Raw genomic sequence first — 18,298 nt, forward strand, 5'->3', positions numbered from 1 at the left:
TGGTTTGGTTATTCTTTGTTAGCCACTGCATCTTTAAATGCTTTATTAAACACCTCACCGAGCAAGCTAACATCATCGACACGCGCATAGTTCAGACGGGTGACAAAGGCAATATGGCGATGCGGCCCGTCTTCAGCCAATGGTATGGCGACGGCATTTTGGTTTTGCAGGTGTAGCTGATCGAGCGCCATTTCAGGTACTAGCGTCGTGCCCATATTGGCAAGCGCCATTTGAATCAAAGTATTTAGACTGGCATCTGAGAAGCTTGATTTCATTTGTGCACGGTCAAAATGACAGACAGACAGCGTCTGGTCGGTTAGGCAATGACCTTCACCAAGTAACATCAGGTTGGCAGTCGCCAGTTCATCAGCATTGATGGTATCAAGCTTGGCATGGATGTCGTCCTTTGGGAACACGGCAAAGAAGTCTTCACTCCAAAACTCAAAACTATGTAGCCCATCTACCGCATAAGGTAGCGCAATAATAGCGGTATCGATATGACCATAGCGTACTTGTTCAAGCAAACGCTCTGTCTGTTGTTCGACGATGGTCATGCGGAATTCTGGATACTGAGCACGCAGCGCAGGCAGTACTTTTGGCAGCAAGTAAGGTGCAATCGTCGGAATGATACCGACAGTCATAGGATAGGCAAGTGGCGTCTGATGGCTATGAGCACGCGTGGTCAAATCGCTGACCTCAGAAAACACTCGCTGCGCCCGTGTGAGGATGTCTTGACCGATAGGGGTAATTAATACCTGCTTGTTATTGCGCTCAAAAATCTGAGTATCTAGCTGTTTTTCTAATTCTGCGATACCCAGACTCAGTGCAGACTGCGAGATATTGCAATCTTCAGCAGCGCGTTTAAAATGACGATGTTTGGCGACGGCTAGGGCAAACTCAAGTTGTCGTAAAGTAATCATAAAACCTCTCTATTAGTGGGTTTTTAATGCAATTTATTATGTTTGGTCAACCTTTATAAGGTAGCAAATTACCAATTAAGCACCAATGATAAAATGTAGAGAGAATAGTTTAACAAGTTTAATAAAACAAAACATCACATTAAAAACTTTTAACTGGATTAACCATAGAATTCGCGTATAGTTTGTCAGGTAGCCCAGAGAGCTAGAGGGCTAATTGAAAAAACCATATAAATAATTTCCAATTCACTTAACTATAGAGGAGCCAACCATGGCGTCTATCATCAATCAAGAAATCCCAGAATTTTCAGCAGATGCGTACGTAAACGGTGAGTTCAAAACTATCACTTCTGACGACGTAAAAGGCGGCTGGGCAATTTTCTTATTCTACCCAGCTGATTTCACGTTTGTTTGCCCAACTGAGCTAGAAGACATGGCCGCTCATTATGACGAGCTAAAAGGCTTGGTGTTGAAGTATACTCAGTATCTACTGATACGCATTTCACGCATAAAGCATGGCATGATTCTTCAGAAGCTATCGGTAAAGTACAATACCCAATGATCGGCGATCCTACTGGTAAAATCACTCGTGGCTTCAACGTCATGATTGAAGAAGCAGGTTTGGCTGAGCGCGGTACATTCTTAGTAGATCCTGATGGCTTGATCCAAGTCGCTGAAATCCATGCTGGCGGTATCGGCCGTAGTGCAAAAGACATGCTACGTAAAGTAAAAGCAGCACAGTATGTTCGTGAAAACGACGGCGAAGTTTGCCCAGCAGCTTGGGAACAAGGCGGCGACACATTGAAGCCAAGTCTTGACCTAGTTGGTAAAATCTAAGTAGACATTTCATACTTAGATAAAAGTAGCGCCGTATCTTAAACATCTGATTTAATGCAGTGCTACAAATAAAGACCCCATTAACATAAGTTGATGGGGTCTTTTTACGTCTTAAGCATAGATATTGTTAGTATTATTTTTTCAGCATATCTCTAAGCATAAACGCAATATTAAGCGCGAGACTGTGCTTTATTTTTATCAATAGTTTTATAAATCTCGTCTTTGAGCTGTAGCTTTCGTCGTTTCATCTGTTCGATTTCTTCGTCGCGACTGGCATGCTTGACCACATCGTTTTCAAGCTTATTAATTTGCCTATCTAGAGTCGTATGCTCGTCAAAGATACTCGCAAAATGCGTGTCCTTTTGTTTTAACTCATCGATAATATCACTGTGATCTTGCCATGTGTCTGTCATTGTCATGTTGTCATCCTTGTTATTTAGTGCAAGCTTAGAATAAGCGTAAGCACGTTATGGTTAAGACGCTTATGATGGTGAGACTTTGGTTGGAAAGGGTAAAAGTTTAATGGTAATAAAGGTAGTTACTTCACGATATTGATAATGCATATTGCTTTCAATACCATTCGATTGTAGCGAAAAAATAGACCATGTACCATCACTATCATTTGTTTGTGTATTTGTATTTAATTATTTAAAGCAATAAACGATTGGTTTTATAAAACATAAAGTTTGAGTTTCTCAGCTTGCCGAAACTCGCTAAACGCTTGATAATAGACACATCAAAGGGCAAGAGCCCACTATATATAACCTTTTATACAAAATTATCAACACCAACTATTTCATATTTAGACGCGTAGCATGACAGCTGCCGTTACATATTCAGTCATAATGAGGAACAAACATGATAGATCAAAATTTATTAGATGCCGTTAAGAGCTATAGCGAAAACATGACACGTCCAATTACCTTTGTATTGGGTAATGGTACGCATGCGAAACGTGCAGAATTGGTAGATTTTTTTGACCAAGATTGCTGGAACGACAGACAAAATCAATTTCGATGCAGAAGCAACTGACGATAGTTTGCCTAGTGCGATTAGTTTTAAAGTAGTCAGTCACATTGATGGCGAATCAAACGATACTGGTATCGTATTCAGCGGTATCCCAGGTGGTCATGAGTTTACGTCATTGATTTTGGCGATTTTGCAAGCGGGTGGTCATACGCTAAAGTTGGATGAAGGTATCCAAAAGTTAGTTAAGCGCTTTAATAAGCCATTACAGTTCCAGACCTACGTGTCATTGTCATGCCATAGCTGCCCAGAAGTCGTTCAGGCATTGAACCAGTTCGCGCTATTAAATGATGGTATCAGCAATGAAATGATCGATGGTGCATTGTTCAAAGAGCAAGTAGAAGCAAATAAAATTCAAGGTGTACCAGCTGTATTTTTGAACGGTAAGCCATTTGCTAACGGCCTAATTGACACTGCTAAATTGATCGGAAAATTGCAAGAGCAATTCCCTGACTTATTGTCAGAAGTAGAAGACGATGCTGAGCAATTAGAGCAGCAAGACGTTACTATCATCGGTGCTGGCCCTGCAGGTGTGGCTGCTGCTATTTATACAGCGCGTAAAGGCTTAAAAGTTACAATGGTCGCTGACCGTATCGGTGGACAGGTAAAAGATACGCAAGACATCGAAAACTTGATTTCAGTACCGCTAACCAATGGTACAGATTTATCGACCAATTTCGTTAAGCACTTGGCTGAGTACAATATCACGCTAAGAGAGCATGTCAGTGTGAAAGATATCGGCGAGACAGAAGAAGAAAACTACAGCATCAACCTAAATACCGGCGAGACGTTTGAAACTCGTAGTATTATCTTGGCGACAGGTGCCCAATGGCGTAAGCTTGGCGTACCAGGCGAGGAAGAAAATATCGGTAAGGGCGTGGCTTTCTGTGCACATTGTGATGGCCCATTCTTCAAGGGTAAAGACATCTCAGTGATCGGCGGTGGTAACTCAGGCGTTGAGGCAGCACTAGATTTGGCAGGTATCGTCAATCACGTTACTGTACTCGAGTTCGCTGATGAATTAAAAGCTGACCAAGTACTGATCAACAAAGCTAAAGAGAAAACCAACATTGAGTTCATTACCGGTGCAGCGACGCAAGAGATCAAAGCGACTGATGGCAAAGTATCGTCTATCGTCTACCAAGATCGCAGCACAGGTGAGACTCATGAGCGTGATTTATCAGGGGTGTTTGTACAGATTGGTTTAGTTCCAAACACTGGATTCATCAAAGGCTTCGTTGATCTAAACCGCTTTGGTGAGATCGAAATCGATGAGCGCTGCCGTACAGATCGTAAAGGTATCTTCGCTTGTGGTGACGTAACCACCGTGCCATTTAAGCAGATTAACATTGCGATGGGTGAAGGTAGTAAAGCGGCACTGTCAGCGTTTGAATACCTAGTCATGCAGTAAGCTGTTCAGTTTAGTTTAAGCATAAAAGGCCACCTCGGTTGAGGTGGCTTTTTGATGTTAGCGTATAAATACTTCTCTATAGAACAAACCTTAATATTTAGGAAATAGCCACTTGCGTGAGCCAATAACGTGATTTCACTCAGAAAATATCAGTATTTACGTTACAAATTCGACATTTGCATTACAAACTCGTGTTGTTGATGCAATAATGTATGCAATAAAACCTATCATAGCGTCATGAACTATAAGGAAAATAGGCATGGAATACATTGAAGCTTTTTTCGCCCTAATCGGGGATCTAACGTGGGGCTGGGCGCTCGTGCCTATGCTAATTATCTTTGGTTTATTATTTACCATCGTAGGTAGGTTCGCTCAGTTTAGATATTTTAAACGTATGTTCCGTGTGTTCAAAACGGATGAGGTAGGAGACGACGGGATTTCTGCCCGTCAGGCGTTGCTCGTTTCTATCGGTGGACGTGTAGGCGGCGGTAACATTGCTGGCGTTGCGGTTGCCATCTCCTTAGGAGGACCGGGAGCGGTATTCTGGATGTGGGTTGTGGCCTTAATTGGCATGATGACCAGCATTGTGGAATGTAGCTTAGCCCAGCTTTATAAGCGTAGAGATAATGATGGTAACTTTCGCGGTGGCCCTGCGACCTATATTTTACATGGGTTAGGTAAAGACTATCGCTGGCTCGCCGTCATCTATGCGATCTCGCTACTACTGTCTTTTTCTATCGGGTTTGTGGCGTTCCAGGGCAACACGGTAGCAGGCTCAGCGCTTGAAAGCTTTGGGATTGATCGCTGGATAACGGGTGTGGTTCTGGTGATTGCAGGCGGATTCATTGTCTTTGGCGGTATTCAGCGCATTGCAAAAGTAGCCGACGTTGTCATTCCTGTTATGGCATTAATCTATATCAGTATGGCACTTATTATTATTGCATTTAACTTTACAGAACTGCCTGCACTGATGGTAATGATTGTCAAAAATGCTTTTGGCATTGAGTCTGTCGTGGGCGGTGGTATTGGTGTGGCAATTGAGCAAGGTATGAAGCGTGGTTTATTCTCTAATGAAGCGGGTCTAGGTTCTGCGCCTAATATTGCTGCCACTGCTTACGCTACTCACCCTGTTAGTCAAGGTATCTCACAGTCATTATCTGTGTTTATTGATACGATAATCGTATGTAGTGCCACCGCATTTATGATTTTACTGAGCGGCGTGTATCAACCAGGTGCGGAAGTCGATGGTATTGTATTGGCACAGCAGGCGTTAACGACCCAGCTTGGGGATTGGGCACAGTATATTCTCACCATATCGATATTGCTATTTGCCCTAAGCTCTATTATGTATAACTATTATATGGGTGAAAATGCCATTAATTTCTTGGTCAAAAAGAATATCAAAATGGCGACTCTAGTTTTGCGAGTTGTTGTGATTGCGGTATTATTCTTGGGTGCAGTGGCTCCTGCGGCAACCGCAGTGTTCTTCTTTGCGGATCCGTTGATGGGTGTGCTAGCGCTAGCAAACTTATTGGCCTTGATAATGTTATTTCCACGAGCCAAGCGTCTACTTGACGACTTTGCAAGTCAGTTAAAATCAGGGATTAAAGAGCCGTTGTTTGATGCACAAGAGTATGAAAAATTAGATCTCGATCTGAGCGCATGGGGCAAAAAAGCGGTAAAAGAAGCGTTAGATCAAAAACAGTAGTACTCGTACGCTTTATTTCTCATGAAAGAAAAACCACTTTAGCTAAGCAGAAGTGGTTTTTTATGTAAGATATTATTTATGCCTAAAATGAATGGTTATTCGCCAATACGCCAGCTATCGACATGATCTCGCCTGCTTCATCTTCTTCAATAATACGAGTCTCTGTCAGTGCTGATTGTTGCCACGCTTGTATGTGTGGATGATTTAGCATGGTTTGGCAATACTGCTTGGTCAGTGGCTGCAAAGTAATATTGGATGCATCAGCATAAGTCTGTAATCGCAGCACCACTGGAGCAAAAAAACACATCAGCTACTGTGAAATCTTCGAATAAGAAACTGTCTGCTGAGCGATTTTTTTAAACAATCGGCAAAGATGTCTTCGATACGAGCGATATCTACTAAGCAAGCACTACTTGGTTGTATCTTAGCCGTTGCTCGTATATTCATCGGCATCTCGTTACGAATACCTGTCAATCCTGAATGCATCTCAGCCACGATGCTTTGGCAATAGGCGCTATTTATTCTACTTTGATTGCTATTTCGTTTTTCAGCGTTAGATTTATCAATACCTGTCCAAATATCAATATCCGTAAAGTACTCATTAACATGCATTGCAATCGCTAAGGTGTCCCAAACGGTTACTTTATTATCTTTTTCACCATAGACTAAAATAGGCACTTTACCCGTTGGCGAATGCGCTTCGAGCGTTGGACGTGCTGATGGATGAAACAACTCAATAAGTTGCTCATCAAAATCAATATCAAATGCTTTGAGCAACAGCCACGCTCGTAGCGACCACGATGAGTAGTTTTTATTGCCAATAATTAATAACGGTTTTTCCATCATAGAGTCCTATTAAGCGATAACAGTAGCATTTTATTATGTACTCAATGTTGAGTATTGACCAGTCTATAAACTGAGCTATATTTCTATCATTTAAATCCTATTCCAAAAAAACGCCCATCCAATGTTTGGAAGGGCGCTTATTTAGACGGACAATTATTGAGAAGGGCGCTTTTTGTTTCTCGTACTTACTACAATCAGTTCTTGTTTTTAATTAGGAAAATAACAGGCAGCGCAACGACATACATCAGCACACCGTACAAAGCAGCAGGCAGCGCGATAACAGGCAGTGTGCTCACCCCCATAATGATAGGGGCTAAGGTAATAGCCGTCGTGCTATTTTGGATACTGGTTTCTATCGAGATGGTTTTGGTATCAAACCAGCTGAGCTTTAGGACTCTAGAGATCAAGATACTAATAGCGAATAAAATAGCAATGATAAAGATTAGCTCTAAACCAATTTGAGTGAACTGTGATTGTAGTAGTTGCCAGTTAGAGGCAATAGCAGCAAAGACAATTAGTACAAAAAACACGCTGGCCAAGCCGTTTAGAAGACTACTACGACGTACCATAAAGTCCGTAAATTTGTGGCGAGCAAGCATACCAAGAGATACGGGCAATGTGGTCAATAAGAACATGACTAGGCCAATCTTTATCGCGCTAATAGAGTTCGCCTGATCTTTCATAAAATGATCAAAAGCCAACGTAATTAAGATAGGCAATGTAATGACCGATAGTATGCTGACCACACCAGTCAACGCGATAGAGAGCGCGACATTTCCTTTGGCATAGTAGGTCAGCATGTTGCTAGTGACGCCGCCGGGGCAAAAACTAATCAGCATAATTCCAAAAGCAATGGCTGGTGGCGGAGCCGTTACTAACACGACTGCTAACGCAACCAACGGTACCAACACAACTTGATTGATTAAACCAATAAAGAACGCTTTTGGATATTTGGCAATGACCTTAAAATCACTCAGTTTTAGCCCTGCTCCTAGAGTGAACATAATGTAGGCAAGGGCTAGTGGCAGTAATGCTAGCGCGGTATTATTCATCAAACATTCCTTGTAAAACTAAAATGCCATATCAAGATGGCGTTTTGAAAGTACATAGCAGCGGGGCAACCTTGTCACCATGCAGCCGCTCACATTCCATGTGTTTAGGTATTTAATTGTCTAACTATTTAGGTGTCTCAACTACTAAGCTAGCTCATGCATATCAAATGATAATAGCGGTATTACGCTCGTATAGTAACCCACTTGTCGTGACTATTGAGGTTGGTCGAGGTTGTTGGAAGCTATCGAGAAGTGATCGGGCTGTGATAGGTAGTGATTGGGTTGTTTGTGGCTAATGACACTTTGAACATAATGATACGCACAATAAAAAGCCCACAAGATTCTGTGGGCTAAATACGCTAACTGTCTAGTTTGTTCATGCGGTACTAGTCATCTAACAAATCCATTTGCTTGGCGGCTTCATAGATACCGTTTGAGCGGTTACCCGTGCGGCAAAAAAATTAGCATTGGCTGCTCAGCTTGATTAAAGAAATCTGCAAACGTTTCGACGTGAGTTTGATTCAGCTCATTACCTGCAAAAGAAATCTCTTTATAAGCAAGTCCAGCTTCTTTGGCTGCTGCTTCGATTTCGGCACTGGTTGGCTGATTTGGCTCTTCACCATCAGGACGGTTATTAATAATGGTTTTGAAACCATTTTCGGCAATCATAGGCACTTGGTCAGGCGTGATTTGTCCGGTAAAGCTAACTTCATGGCTCATAAGAGCTCCTTTTTTTTATTGGTGTTGTTGGGTTTATAAAACATGGTAGTTCGAGCTACGATCGTTGTTATAACAGGCCTTGCATCAATGCGCTTTGGTATAGTAGCTTGGCACGTGTCCCAGTACCGCAAAACATTAATATAGGCTTGGGCATTGAGTGATAGAAATCGGCAAACTGCTCGACCGTCAGCATACTTAAGCGCTCATCATCAAACGGCAGATGCTGATACGCTAGGTTCGCCTGTTCAGTAGCCGTTGCCAAATCGCAGCTATTAGGCTGTGTTTCAATCTCGGCATCTGGGCGAATATTAAGCACTGAGCGATAACCAAGCTCAGCAATCTTAACGCATTGGCTTGGGTATATTTGCTTATAAATCGTTAAATCATCGGTCATAAAGTAGGTTCAGTTATATTTGTTAAAGTATATTTATTATTGAGGGTTGGGCTAAGAATATCAAAGGGCTATAAACCAGCATTCTTTAGGCTGATTTCTAGGTTAATTGATTCCCTATTTAGTGCGTCTAGCATAACACAGCGCTATCATAGCGATATTATGTTGTAGGCGAGAATAGTAATTGAGGTTGAGTGAAATTAATGTCGCAGCTATTTTATTGTGGTTACACTATAGATTATTTTAACGCATCAACAGCATCTAAGGTACTTAGATAGACCTGCCCTGATAGCTCGCTAATCAATGGTGTATGACCGATGATGTCCATCACAGGACCCTTGATAAAGCTAAAATGTAAGCGCTTGTTCTGTAGCGCTAACTCGTAATTTAAAGTGCAAAGCATTTCTTGAGCAGTCAGATCTATATGATTGACGGCGGCCATAATCAAGATGATTTCATTGGCATCGGGATATTGCTGCATGGCATTGAGGATGCGTCGATGTACAGATTCACTATTACCAAAAAACAAACTCTCATCGATACGCAACATCAATAAGTTGTCAAAAGTTACGACGTCATGGCGATTGATATTACGAAAATGCCCTGTACCGCCCAATTGCCCAACGACAGCCACGTGTGGCTTACTTGACTGCCAGATGAGACTGGCAAATGACACCATGAGACCAATGACCAGCCCCGTGTTTAGACCAAATATAAGCACACCGACGAACGCGGCCAAAAAGCTAGCACCATCTAGCGATCACGCTGCCATGCAGATTTCAACGTCGCAATATCTATCAGCCGATGATAGAGGCCATGATAGTTGCGCCAGTAGTGCATAGGGTAGTGGGGCAAGTACATTGCTAAAGGCTATAAGCGCGGCAATCATTACCAGTACGGTGACGAGACTGGCTAGTGGAGTCTTCGCGCCGGAGTCGGCATTGATAGCCGTACGCGAAAAACCACCAGCAACCGCAAAACTTTGGAACAGTCCACCAGACAGGTTGGCCAGCCCAAGTCCAGTCAGTTCACGATTGGCATCAAAGCTCTCACCACGCAAACGAGCATAGGTGCTGGCAACTGAACTGCTCGACACAAATACGATCAGTGACATCAATCCTGCGGTCGGCAAGAGCTTCAGCGCTTCTTGTAGATCAGAGATATGCGGTAACGTAAAGCTCGGCAGCCCCTGTGGAATACGACCGATGGTCGCGACACCATATGTGCTCCAATGCAGTGCCATACTGAGTACGATGGCGATGCCAAGTAAAATAAGCGGGAATAAGCGCTCTGCCCATTTGGCATACGACGATGATAGCCACGTCTGCCATATCCATTCACTTGCATAGCGATTGGCAACCAATAGCGCGAATGCGGTCACACCGATAGCTAAGGTCAATGGGTGCAGCTGGCTGGCATAGCGCTGCATGGTAGATAGATACCCAATCAAACTATTGCCAGTGACTGGAATGTCGGTCAGATATTTGAGCTGACTGACAAATATAAGTACCGCTGCACCGCTTACAAATCCTGCAGACACCCCGCGACTGATAAACTGCATGATCCAGCCAAGTTTTAACCTGCCTGCTATCCACAGCAGTGCACCTACCATCAGTGCCAATAGGCTGGCCATCAGTGCGTACTGTTCAGTGCCTTGTTCAGCATAAGGCAGTAGACCACTGGCGGTCATGATAGCGGTAATGGCAACAGGTCCTACGGCTTGCACGTTGCTAGAGCCGAGCCACGCATAAACGAGGACAGGTACGATCGCTGCATATAGGCCATAGACAGGCGGCAGTCCTGCAAGCACGGCGTAACCGAGGCTCTGCGGTATGACCAACACGCCCACCACTATGCCTGCGACGAGATCGGTCGGCAACGCTGAGAGCTGGTATTTACGCAGCCAAGCTGGAATCAGACGAGCGACGATAGAGGACATATCAATCACCACAGTAGATAGTATAAATAATTAGGCGAGAACGGCTTTATTCTGCTTTCGCACAAAAACGTTGATACAGTAGATCGAGTACAGCTAGCGCATCCTCGCTTGCGATACTATAGTAAATTTGCTTACCTTCGCGGCGTGTGGCGACCAGCTCGTCTTTACGCAATATACCCAATTGCTGCGATAAGCTCGGCTGTCCAACCCCGACCAAATCTTCAAGCTCACCGACACAATATTCACCTTGGGTCAATTGACAAAGAAGAAGTAGGCGATCAGGGTGCGATAGCGACTTTAATAGTTGGCTGGCTTGTAGCGATGCTTGCTGCATTTGCTTGGCAAGATCGGCAGGTACTAAATCTGCAGTATCAGATGACCCATCGTCAGTGGTGCTGCGAGTAGGTGTACCTTCGGCTGAAATAGAAGTAGTCAGAACAAATTCCTTACATTAGAGGGTAACAAATACCATGATGTTTTGAACAATATATAGTTGATTATCAATGATATCACGCCACATAGCAAGTTATCACTAATTACATTATATAAATTGATAAATTGTATGGTGGTTGTTATATTGGTGGCATCAGATAAGTCGTAGGAACGCATTATATACGACTGAATATCATACTTAAGGGTTAATTAAACATAAAAATCCCTATGACCAAAATATGTATAAATAACTTATGTATAAATAATTAAAGAGGCCGCCATGCAAGTTCATTCTTTTTTAGATAGCGATACAGAAACCTATACCCACGTACTTGCTGATACTGAACAAAAGTTATGCGCCGTTGTCGATCCTGTATTGAACTTCGATGCTAAGTCAGGCAGAACCAATACCAGTAGTGTCGATGAAGTGATTGAGTTTGTACGTAAGCAGGATTTGGCACTCAAGTACATTATCGAGACCCATGCGCATGCAGATCATTTGTCAGCGGCCATTCATGTAAAAGAAAGCCTTGGCGGACAGTTAGTCATCGGTCAGCATATCACCGAAGTACAAAAAAATCTTTAAGCAAATTTTTAACTTTGACACCAGTTTCCGCACTGATGCCAGCCAGTTTGATATTTTGACAGACGAAGGCGAGACCTTAGAGCTTGGCAACATTACTATCACTGCGATGTATGTACCCGGTCATACACGTGCCGATATGGCCTATCTAGCCGCTGATGATGAGAAAACAGTGGTATTCGTTGGGGATACGTTGTTTGCGCCTGATGTCGGTACAGCACGCTGCGATTTCCCTGGCGGCGATGCCCAAACGCTTTATCAGTCTATTCAAAAGCTGCTAGCACTTCCTGAGGATACCGTCATGTATCTGTGTCATGATTATCCAAGCAAAGGTCGTCAGCATTGTCCAACGACGACAGTAGCCGCGCAAAAATTAGAAAATATCCACGTCAAAGACAGTATAAACGAAGCAGAGTTTGTACAGATGCGTGAGCGCCGTGATGCGACTCTAGATATGCCTCGCCTTATCATTCCTGCTGTACAAATCAATATCGATGCAGGACATTTCCCAGAGCCAGAAGACAATGGTACGCGCTATCTAAAGGTACCGATCAATGTCCTTGGTGGATAAGTTAAACAGGTTAATAACTGAAGATCATTACCTGAGGCAGCTCTACGTAAGTATCGTATGATCAATATCTATAAGAATGCTAACCTATAGACTGTCCATTTTTAGATGCTATGTATGACCAACTGCAAGCGCTAAGGGCGGCAATAACTGGAGAGAGCAATGAACCCTTACGAGCGCTATGTGTTGCCAAAGATGATAGATGTTGCTTGTAGTACGGGTAATGTGATGAAAGCGCGTTCCAAAATTGTTCCGAAAGCGCTCGGCAAGGTGTTGGAGATTGGCATTGGCAGCGGTTTGAATTTACAGTTTTATGATGCTAATAAAGTCTCTTCTATCATCGGTGTGGATCCAGCGGCTCAAATGCAGTCGCTAGCTCGTGAGCGTGCAGCTGGCATTGGCATTCCGGTTGAAATGGTAGCCGTCGATGTACAAGGTATCCATGCTGATACGGATCAATTTGATACGATTGTGATGACTTTTACCTTGTGCAGTATTGATGATCCAGTAGCGGCGCTTCGAGAAATGGCGCGCGTGCTAAAACCTAGCGGTCGCTTACTATTTTGTGAGCATGGCGTAGCGCCAGATTCCTCTGTTGAGCGTTGGCAGCATCGGCTGACGCCTTTTTGGAAACCTATAGCAGGTGGGTGTCATTTAGCTCGAGATATTCCGGCGCTTATCAGAGAAGGTGGGTTTGCTATTGACGAGTTGAGCGAAGCGTATTTGCCCGGCCCAAGACCAATGAGCTATGTGTATAGCGGTGTGGCACAGCAACTGGCATAAAGGATAAGCCCAATTAACTATGCTAAAATTATTTACCAATCAACGCGACGACGACTATAACTACCGCAAGCAACGTAAATAGCTTTTATATAAAATGGTTCATGAACAGTATTTGAAACAACAAAATAATTAGAATAGGGATTAAATAATGAGTGAGCAAAGTTTTCATCTAGTATGCCCACATTGCCAAGCAACCAACCGTGTGCCTGCTGCACGATTAAGCGCTGCGCCAAAATGCGGTAAATGTGGTCAGCAATTATTGACTGCTAGTCCGCATGAGCTAAATGCGCAAACAGCCAATAAGGTTATCCAAAAGAACGATGTGCTGACTATCGTGGATTTTTGGGCGAGCTGGTGTCAGCCTTGCATCATGATGGCGCCAGAGTTCAAGAGCGCTGCTAGACAATTGCCACAGGTGGTCTTCGCTAAGGTACAAACGGATAAATACGAGCAGGCAGCCGCTCCTTACAATATTCGCAGCTTACCAACGATGGTTGCTTTAGAAATGGTAAGGAAGTCGCACGTCAATCAGGCGCGCTACCAAGTCATCAAATCATCCAGTGGGTGCAAAGCTTGCAGTCGTAGTACTAGTTATATAAGACTGCTTATCATCCAAGCTATTTATCCACGTGCTCATGTTTTCTTATAAAAAACCGTCGCTATTATAAAAAAAGCCAATATGTGATATACATATTGGCTATTTACGTCTTTATCAAGTATAGATAAAACTAGAACTCACTCTCTGGGATAGAATATGTTTGCATGTTACCATTTGAAACTTTGTACAAAGTCATTGTTATTTCACTGAACCTAGAACCATAAGCATCTTCATATTCTTGTACCAGCATAGGCTCGGATTTAGATATATATCCTTGCTCAAGATCTTTATAACGTACGTCATAATTCCCAGCACTAATATTACGAATATTAAGTCCACCACCTCCCTGAATATAGAAGTAACGTACAGCTTGAGGTTGCAAGCTATCTAGATAGTAAAGTTTGCCAAAGACAGCCTCAGAATTTTGACTATTATCGATAGTGAGAACAGATGCACCATCGTTGTTCAATTGCGGGTAACCAGTACATAGCCAGCTGAAGATGGATAAAGTTCACCATTCGGGGCATGGGTTTTGTAACTTGTACTTAGTTCTTGGCTCAAATTATTATAAACAGGAAGACTTTCTGAAGAATCAGATATGGGAGGATAGTTTTCATAATCATCATATTCCGCAGCAGCCTCACTTAGCTCTCTTGCAGCGTCCCCAATTTCTCTTTGTGCTTCAGCTAAATCGTCTGCTGCATTATAGGAGTCAGAATCATAAATATATGTGAATAACATACTCATTAAGAACAGTAATATAGCGATATAGAATAAATATTTAAGAATTTTTATAACTATAGGTATAGTTTGAGCTAAAAAAATTACTTAGATATATTTTCGCATTACTAATAGATAAGGAATCTGGAATATTGATTACAACTACTTTATTTCGTCTCTCCCGATTTTTTGAATTATTATCTGCTTTGTTAGAGTAATCTCGTTCGATATTATCATTATACATATGCTCGTATCGACAAAGTAACTCATCATACTTACTACGCTCTACAGGATCAGACAATACAGCATATGATTCATTAAACTGTTGCATGATACGGTCTGCATCTGGATGGTTACTCTTATCTGGATGATATTTTTGAGATAGTGATTTAAAAGCGGCTCGTATCACCTCTGGAGAAGCATTCTTAGATACCATCAAGATATCATAGTGGGTAGGAAAGCTATTCATAGTTATATGATCTTATTAAATTAATACTATCCAATATGTTTAAGAAATTACTCACCATAAATCTTGATGCCATTGGCAAAGCTACAACGTTGAATGCGCGCTGACTGGACAATTGCATCACGCTCACCATAGAGACGCGATAATTTTGCATCACGTGCTTTGGTATTGTTGCTCTTGCCTAGACCAAAGCTGATATTCGGCGAGATACCCCAGCGTCCTGCAGAGACACCAACACCGACGCCTGATGCCGATAGTAGATTGCTCATTGCGAGCCGCTTCGACATAGCGGTTGACGCGAGTGTACTCTTGGCCAAGTGCTTGACAATTATAATTTTGATAAGTACTTGGTGGTACATATTGTGGGGTGATGTTACCAGTAGAGGCACAGCCTGAGAGCGCAAAAATGCCAGCTAGTAGTGTCGCTGTCGTAAACGTTTTCATAATGGCTCCAGTAGGCTAAGTGATTGTATTTATATCTATTTAAGATAGCAAAAATAGCGCAATTAAGATATTGAAAATCTATCGACGATGAAAAATTTTCGCATCGTATCATCAAAATATCGACAGCTTTCTAAAACGGTTGCTTATTAAAACAGAAAATCGCTTATTAAAATAAGTTTGCTGGTTTGGCAAAGGCCAGTATTACGATACCAATATAAGCAACGGCAGCGATAAGAATACCTGTTTTTCTTTGTACAGGTGTCGCATCAACCTTAAACGCTTTGATACTTGAGCTAATAGCAGCGATCAGTAAGATGATTTTGGCGAACACCCACTGTACAGGAGCGTTGGCACCCATCAATTGCATTAGCATCATCGCCCCTGACAGGATAAGCAGGGCATAGATAATATGCGTGGCTATTTTGACCACACGTGGTGCGCGGCGGTCTGCGCTGAGTACCAAGTAGCTTTGATATAAAAATAGCGCAACAGTCAGCGCTGCCATCAGCATATGTAGATGTTTCATTGAATATTGCTCCCTCTAAAACTGCAGTATATAGGCTAAGTTAGAATGGTTAGTTGCGATGCAAACATAATCATCTATTTGTTTTGACCAGCACATAATGGACTCGCAGGGCTTTGACCTTGCCATTCTGTCGGAGTATAGGCATGAATAGCAAGAGCATGCACTTGGCCGCCTTGCGAAGTGAGTAAAGGCGTGACTAAGCCGTATATTAGCTGATGCCGCCCGACCAGTCTTTTGCCTTCAAATGCATCGCTAACGATAGTGAGCTTGAAGTGGCTTTCTTTACCTTCAAAGTAACCGGCATGCGACATCGACTCATTGATCAGTTCAATGTGCTGCGGCGCAAGCGCTTGTAATTCGGCATGAAGTGCGTCGGCAGTAGGTGTGGTACTCATAACAATCCTTCAATGTATTTTGTGCAATTTGATTGGGCAATCTGCAAATAATATTTATCGGCATTATAACAGACACGGTAAGTGGTATAGAGTGCGATTGCCAAATCGCCTAATTGCAAACACTGCTGATTACAATGCTTATCAACTGCAATGCTTATCAACTGCAATGCTTGTCGATTATAAAACCTACCATGTCTGGCTATAACTAAAAAAAGCAAAGCACAACGCTTTGGCTGTACTTTGCTTCTATGATATCTAAACATGCACTGCTAAAACCTAAAAGTCGCTAATTAGCTACTTATTAGCGACGCGACTGTTGATATAGAGGCGTAACTTTTGGCATCAATGACTGTAACTCTGCGATACGGCTACTGCTTGTTGGGTGAGTGCTGAGGAATTGTGGTGGCTCACCTTGGCTTGCTTTTTGCATTTTTTTGCCACAGGGTAACAGCCGCCTGAGGGTTATAACCTGCACGTGCCATCAGCTCAAGACCGATCTGATCGGCTTCGCTTTCTTGAGTGCGACTGTGGGGTAGCTCAAGCCTAAATTACCAGCAGTACCTGCTAGCTCAGCCTGTCCTTGTGATAGGCCGAATATACTGGCAGCCAGACCGATACCAGTTTGGGTTGCATACTCGCGTGATAGACGCTCGCGTGAATGCTCACGCAATGCATGAGAGATTTCATGACCCATGATAGCAGCAATCTCATCATCAGTAAGGTTCAAACGATCGATGATGCCTGAATAAAACATGATCTTACCACCCGGCACCACAAATGCATTTAGATCGTTAGACTTAATGGTGTGTACTTCCCATTGCCACTTGGCTGCATCTGCGCGATAGACGCCAACTTGACCAACCAAACGGTTCGCAATATTTTTTTAAGCGGTTTAGCTGAGCGGTGTTGGTATCTAGCACACCTTTTGATTTTGCGTCTTGTATTGTTTTGGCATAGCTTTGGGCAGATAGCGCCAATACTTGCTCACTAGACACTAATAGCAACTGCTGACGATCAACACCAACCGCGCCAGTACTGGTCGTACTGGTACAGCCAGTCAAGGTCAGGGCTGACAACGAAGCGGCCATTACCGTCGTACTCAATAACTTCTTCATAAAAATATCCTCTCTATAAGATGGAAAAACATAAAGCCAAACAAGTTAAAAAACAGTGCAGCAGATGAGGGAGCCGTGTTTATTAATCTTTTAGTAGTGCTTATTCATCTGCTTAAACAGTAAAAGTCTACCTTAACTGCCATTGGACATAAGTATAATAATGTTAACCAACTAAAACCAAGATAGGAAAAGTAACAATAAAGCGTATGATTGTAAGTGCGATATCTTTTTATTAGAGTAAGAATAGTGAGTTTTTCTTTTATCGATTGTCTTATGACCGTTATAAAGCTAAGAGAAGTGAATCCCAGACTTAAAGTTCTATAATCAATGTGAAATATTTTTAATTTAATTAAAATTAATTCCTGTTTTTAAATCAATTGCTTATGTTGATTTGCCCTGTAAAAAGGGCATTTGGCTAAAAATATTAGAAATAAATTCTAAAAAAAGGTATTGACACCCACAGAATATTTGCTAAAATAGCCAGCCTATCGAGACGGAGTAGTTGTTAACAACGCTACGGATTGATACTAAGCGGGAATAGCTCAGTGGTAGAGCATAACCTTGCCAAGGTTGGGGTCGAGAGTTCGAATCTCTTTTCCCGCTCCAAATATGGCTTGAAAAAGCGCAAAAAGCCTCACTTCACAGTGAGGCTTTTTTTTATGTGTAAAATCTGTTCTAAGTCAGCTAATAGCGGAAATATAGAAAGCAAAAACTAGAGCTAACTATAAGTAGGACAGAGGTTATCAACATTTAATATTGAAAAATAGATGCGCACCCCGAATACCTGAGCAAACTAAACCTATAGCAACATAAGGGTATCC

17 protein-coding genes, 1 tRNA gene and 6 pseudogenes are annotated in these 18,298 nt (G+C 42.5%); 7 read left to right on the plus strand and 17 right to left on the minus strand.

Going from position 1 to position 18,298, the window contains the following annotated elements; all coding sequences use genetic code 11:
- Positions 1-8 precede the first annotated feature (8 nt).
- Entirely contained in the window at positions 9-920 is a 912-nt protein-coding gene (locus tag TT11_RS10495; RefSeq protein ID WP_201568716.1) for a hydrogen peroxide-inducible genes activator, read from the minus strand.
- 268 nt (positions 921-1,188) lie between these two features.
- Between TT11_RS10495 and ahpC the strand changes: the two are divergent.
- Positions 1,189-1,754 (plus strand): annotated as a pseudogene (ahpC, locus tag TT11_RS10500) (alkyl hydroperoxide reductase subunit C).
- 170 nt (positions 1,755-1,924) lie between these two features.
- On the opposite strand, the gene TT11_RS10505 reads toward ahpC, so the two are convergent.
- Positions 1,925-2,173: a YdcH family protein gene (locus TT11_RS10505; RefSeq protein WP_057761532.1), complete on the minus strand. Its 249-nt coding sequence runs from the start codon at positions 2,171-2,173 to the stop codon at positions 1,925-1,927.
- A 439-nt stretch (positions 2,174-2,612) separates the two neighbouring features.
- Here TT11_RS10505 and ahpF point away from each other — a divergent pair.
- A pseudogene (gene ahpF / locus TT11_RS10510) lies at positions 2,613-4,191 on the plus strand (alkyl hydroperoxide reductase subunit F).
- Positions 4,192-4,450: 259 nt separating this feature from the next.
- A complete protein-coding gene (locus TT11_RS10515; protein WP_261870408.1) occupies positions 4,451-5,899 on the plus strand; it encodes a sodium:alanine symporter family protein in 1,449 nt (482 codons plus the stop codon).
- An 82-nt stretch (positions 5,900-5,981) separates the two neighbouring features.
- Here the strand turns inward: TT11_RS10515 and TT11_RS10520 are convergent, their stop codons facing one another.
- The 8 genes and pseudogenes from TT11_RS10520 to TT11_RS10555 all read right to left on the minus strand — a co-directional run bounded on the left by TT11_RS10520 (position 5,982) and on the right by TT11_RS10555 (position 11,181).
- Positions 5,982-6,206 carry a hypothetical protein gene (locus tag TT11_RS10520; protein WP_261870410.1) on the minus strand — a complete coding sequence of 75 codons (225 nt, stop codon included), beginning with the start codon at positions 6,204-6,206 and terminating at the stop codon, positions 5,982-5,984.
- Complete coding sequence (locus TT11_RS10525) at positions 6,206-6,742, minus strand: glutathione S-transferase (protein WP_261870412.1); 537 nt, start codon at positions 6,740-6,742, stop codon at positions 6,206-6,208. Before TT11_RS10525 ends, TT11_RS10520 begins: the two co-directional genes overlap by 1 nt.
- Positions 6,743-6,939: 197 nt before the next feature.
- Positions 6,940-7,797: a bile acid:sodium symporter family protein gene (locus TT11_RS10530; RefSeq protein WP_261870414.1), complete on the minus strand. Its 858-nt coding sequence runs from the start codon at positions 7,795-7,797 to the stop codon at positions 6,940-6,942.
- A gap of 386 nt (positions 7,798-8,183) precedes the next feature.
- Positions 8,184-8,517, minus strand: a pseudogene (locus TT11_RS10535) (TIGR01244 family sulfur transferase).
- A gap of 67 nt (positions 8,518-8,584) precedes the next feature.
- Positions 8,585-8,911 carry a beta-lactamase hydrolase domain-containing protein gene (locus TT11_RS10540; RefSeq protein WP_261870416.1) on the minus strand — a complete coding sequence of 109 codons (327 nt, stop codon included), beginning with the start codon at positions 8,909-8,911 and terminating at the stop codon, positions 8,585-8,587.
- 235 nt (positions 8,912-9,146) lie between these two features.
- Positions 9,147-9,647, minus strand: coding sequence for an STAS domain-containing protein (locus TT11_RS10545; RefSeq protein ID WP_261870418.1), 501 nt, complete (start codon positions 9,645-9,647; stop codon positions 9,147-9,149).
- 21 nt (positions 9,648-9,668) lie between these two features.
- A complete protein-coding gene (locus TT11_RS10550; RefSeq protein WP_261870420.1) occupies positions 9,669-10,847 on the minus strand; it encodes a SulP family inorganic anion transporter in 1,179 nt (392 codons plus the stop codon).
- A gap of 46 nt (positions 10,848-10,893) precedes the next feature.
- Positions 10,894-11,181, minus strand: a complete 288-nt coding sequence (locus TT11_RS10555) for a helix-turn-helix transcriptional regulator (protein WP_057761516.1) — start codon at positions 11,179-11,181, stop codon at positions 10,894-10,896.
- A 378-nt stretch (positions 11,182-11,559) separates the two neighbouring features.
- Here TT11_RS10555 and TT11_RS10560 point away from each other — a divergent pair.
- From TT11_RS10560 to trxC, 3 genes and pseudogenes are all read left to right on the plus strand, one after another.
- A pseudogene (locus tag TT11_RS10560) lies at positions 11,560-12,433 on the plus strand (MBL fold metallo-hydrolase).
- A gap of 159 nt (positions 12,434-12,592) precedes the next feature.
- Positions 12,593-13,213 carry a class I SAM-dependent methyltransferase gene (locus TT11_RS10565; protein ID WP_261870423.1) on the plus strand — a complete coding sequence of 207 codons (621 nt, stop codon included), beginning with the start codon at positions 12,593-12,595 and terminating at the stop codon, positions 13,211-13,213.
- A 148-nt stretch (positions 13,214-13,361) separates the two neighbouring features.
- A pseudogene (gene trxC, locus TT11_RS10570) lies at positions 13,362-13,798 on the plus strand (thioredoxin TrxC).
- Between the two features lie 143 nt (positions 13,799-13,941).
- On the opposite strand, the gene TT11_RS10575 reads toward trxC, so the two are convergent.
- The 7 genes and pseudogenes from TT11_RS10575 to TT11_RS10605 form a co-directional block, all read right to left on the minus strand.
- The gene (locus TT11_RS10575; RefSeq protein WP_261870427.1) at positions 13,942-14,280 is read right to left on the minus strand and encodes a hypothetical protein; all 339 of its coding nucleotides are present in this window, start codon (positions 14,278-14,280) and stop codon (positions 13,942-13,944) included.
- Entirely contained in the window at positions 14,277-14,558 is a 282-nt protein-coding gene (locus tag TT11_RS10580; protein ID WP_261870429.1) for a hypothetical protein, read from the minus strand. The genes TT11_RS10575 and TT11_RS10580 overlap by 4 nt, the downstream gene beginning before the upstream one ends.
- A gap of 34 nt (positions 14,559-14,592) precedes the next feature.
- Positions 14,593-15,000 (minus strand): DnaJ domain-containing protein, encoded by a 408-nt coding sequence (locus tag TT11_RS10585; RefSeq protein WP_261870430.1) that lies wholly within the window; start codon positions 14,998-15,000, stop codon positions 14,593-14,595.
- 47 nt (positions 15,001-15,047) lie between these two features.
- Positions 15,048-15,266 (minus strand): hypothetical protein, encoded by a 219-nt coding sequence (locus TT11_RS10590; protein ID WP_261870432.1) that lies wholly within the window; start codon positions 15,264-15,266, stop codon positions 15,048-15,050.
- Between the two features lie 341 nt (positions 15,267-15,607).
- Complete coding sequence (locus tag TT11_RS10595) at positions 15,608-15,967, minus strand: SirB2 family protein (RefSeq protein ID WP_102094089.1); 360 nt, start codon at positions 15,965-15,967, stop codon at positions 15,608-15,610.
- Positions 15,968-16,041: 74 nt separating this feature from the next.
- Positions 16,042-16,362 carry a BolA family transcriptional regulator gene (locus TT11_RS10600; protein WP_160022391.1) on the minus strand — a complete coding sequence of 107 codons (321 nt, stop codon included), beginning with the start codon at positions 16,360-16,362 and terminating at the stop codon, positions 16,042-16,044.
- Positions 16,363-16,663: 301 nt separating this feature from the next.
- Positions 16,664-17,477: pseudogene (locus tag TT11_RS10605) on the minus strand (M48 family metallopeptidase).
- A gap of 531 nt (positions 17,478-18,008) precedes the next feature.
- On the opposite strand from TT11_RS10605, the gene TT11_RS10610 reads away from it, so the two are divergent.
- Positions 18,009-18,083, plus strand: a tRNA-Gly gene (locus TT11_RS10610).
- Positions 18,084-18,298 lie beyond the last annotated feature (215 nt).

The organism is Psychrobacter sp. JCM 18901 (genome assembly GCF_000586435.1).
Lineage (GTDB): Bacteria > Pseudomonadota > Gammaproteobacteria > Pseudomonadales > Moraxellaceae > Psychrobacter.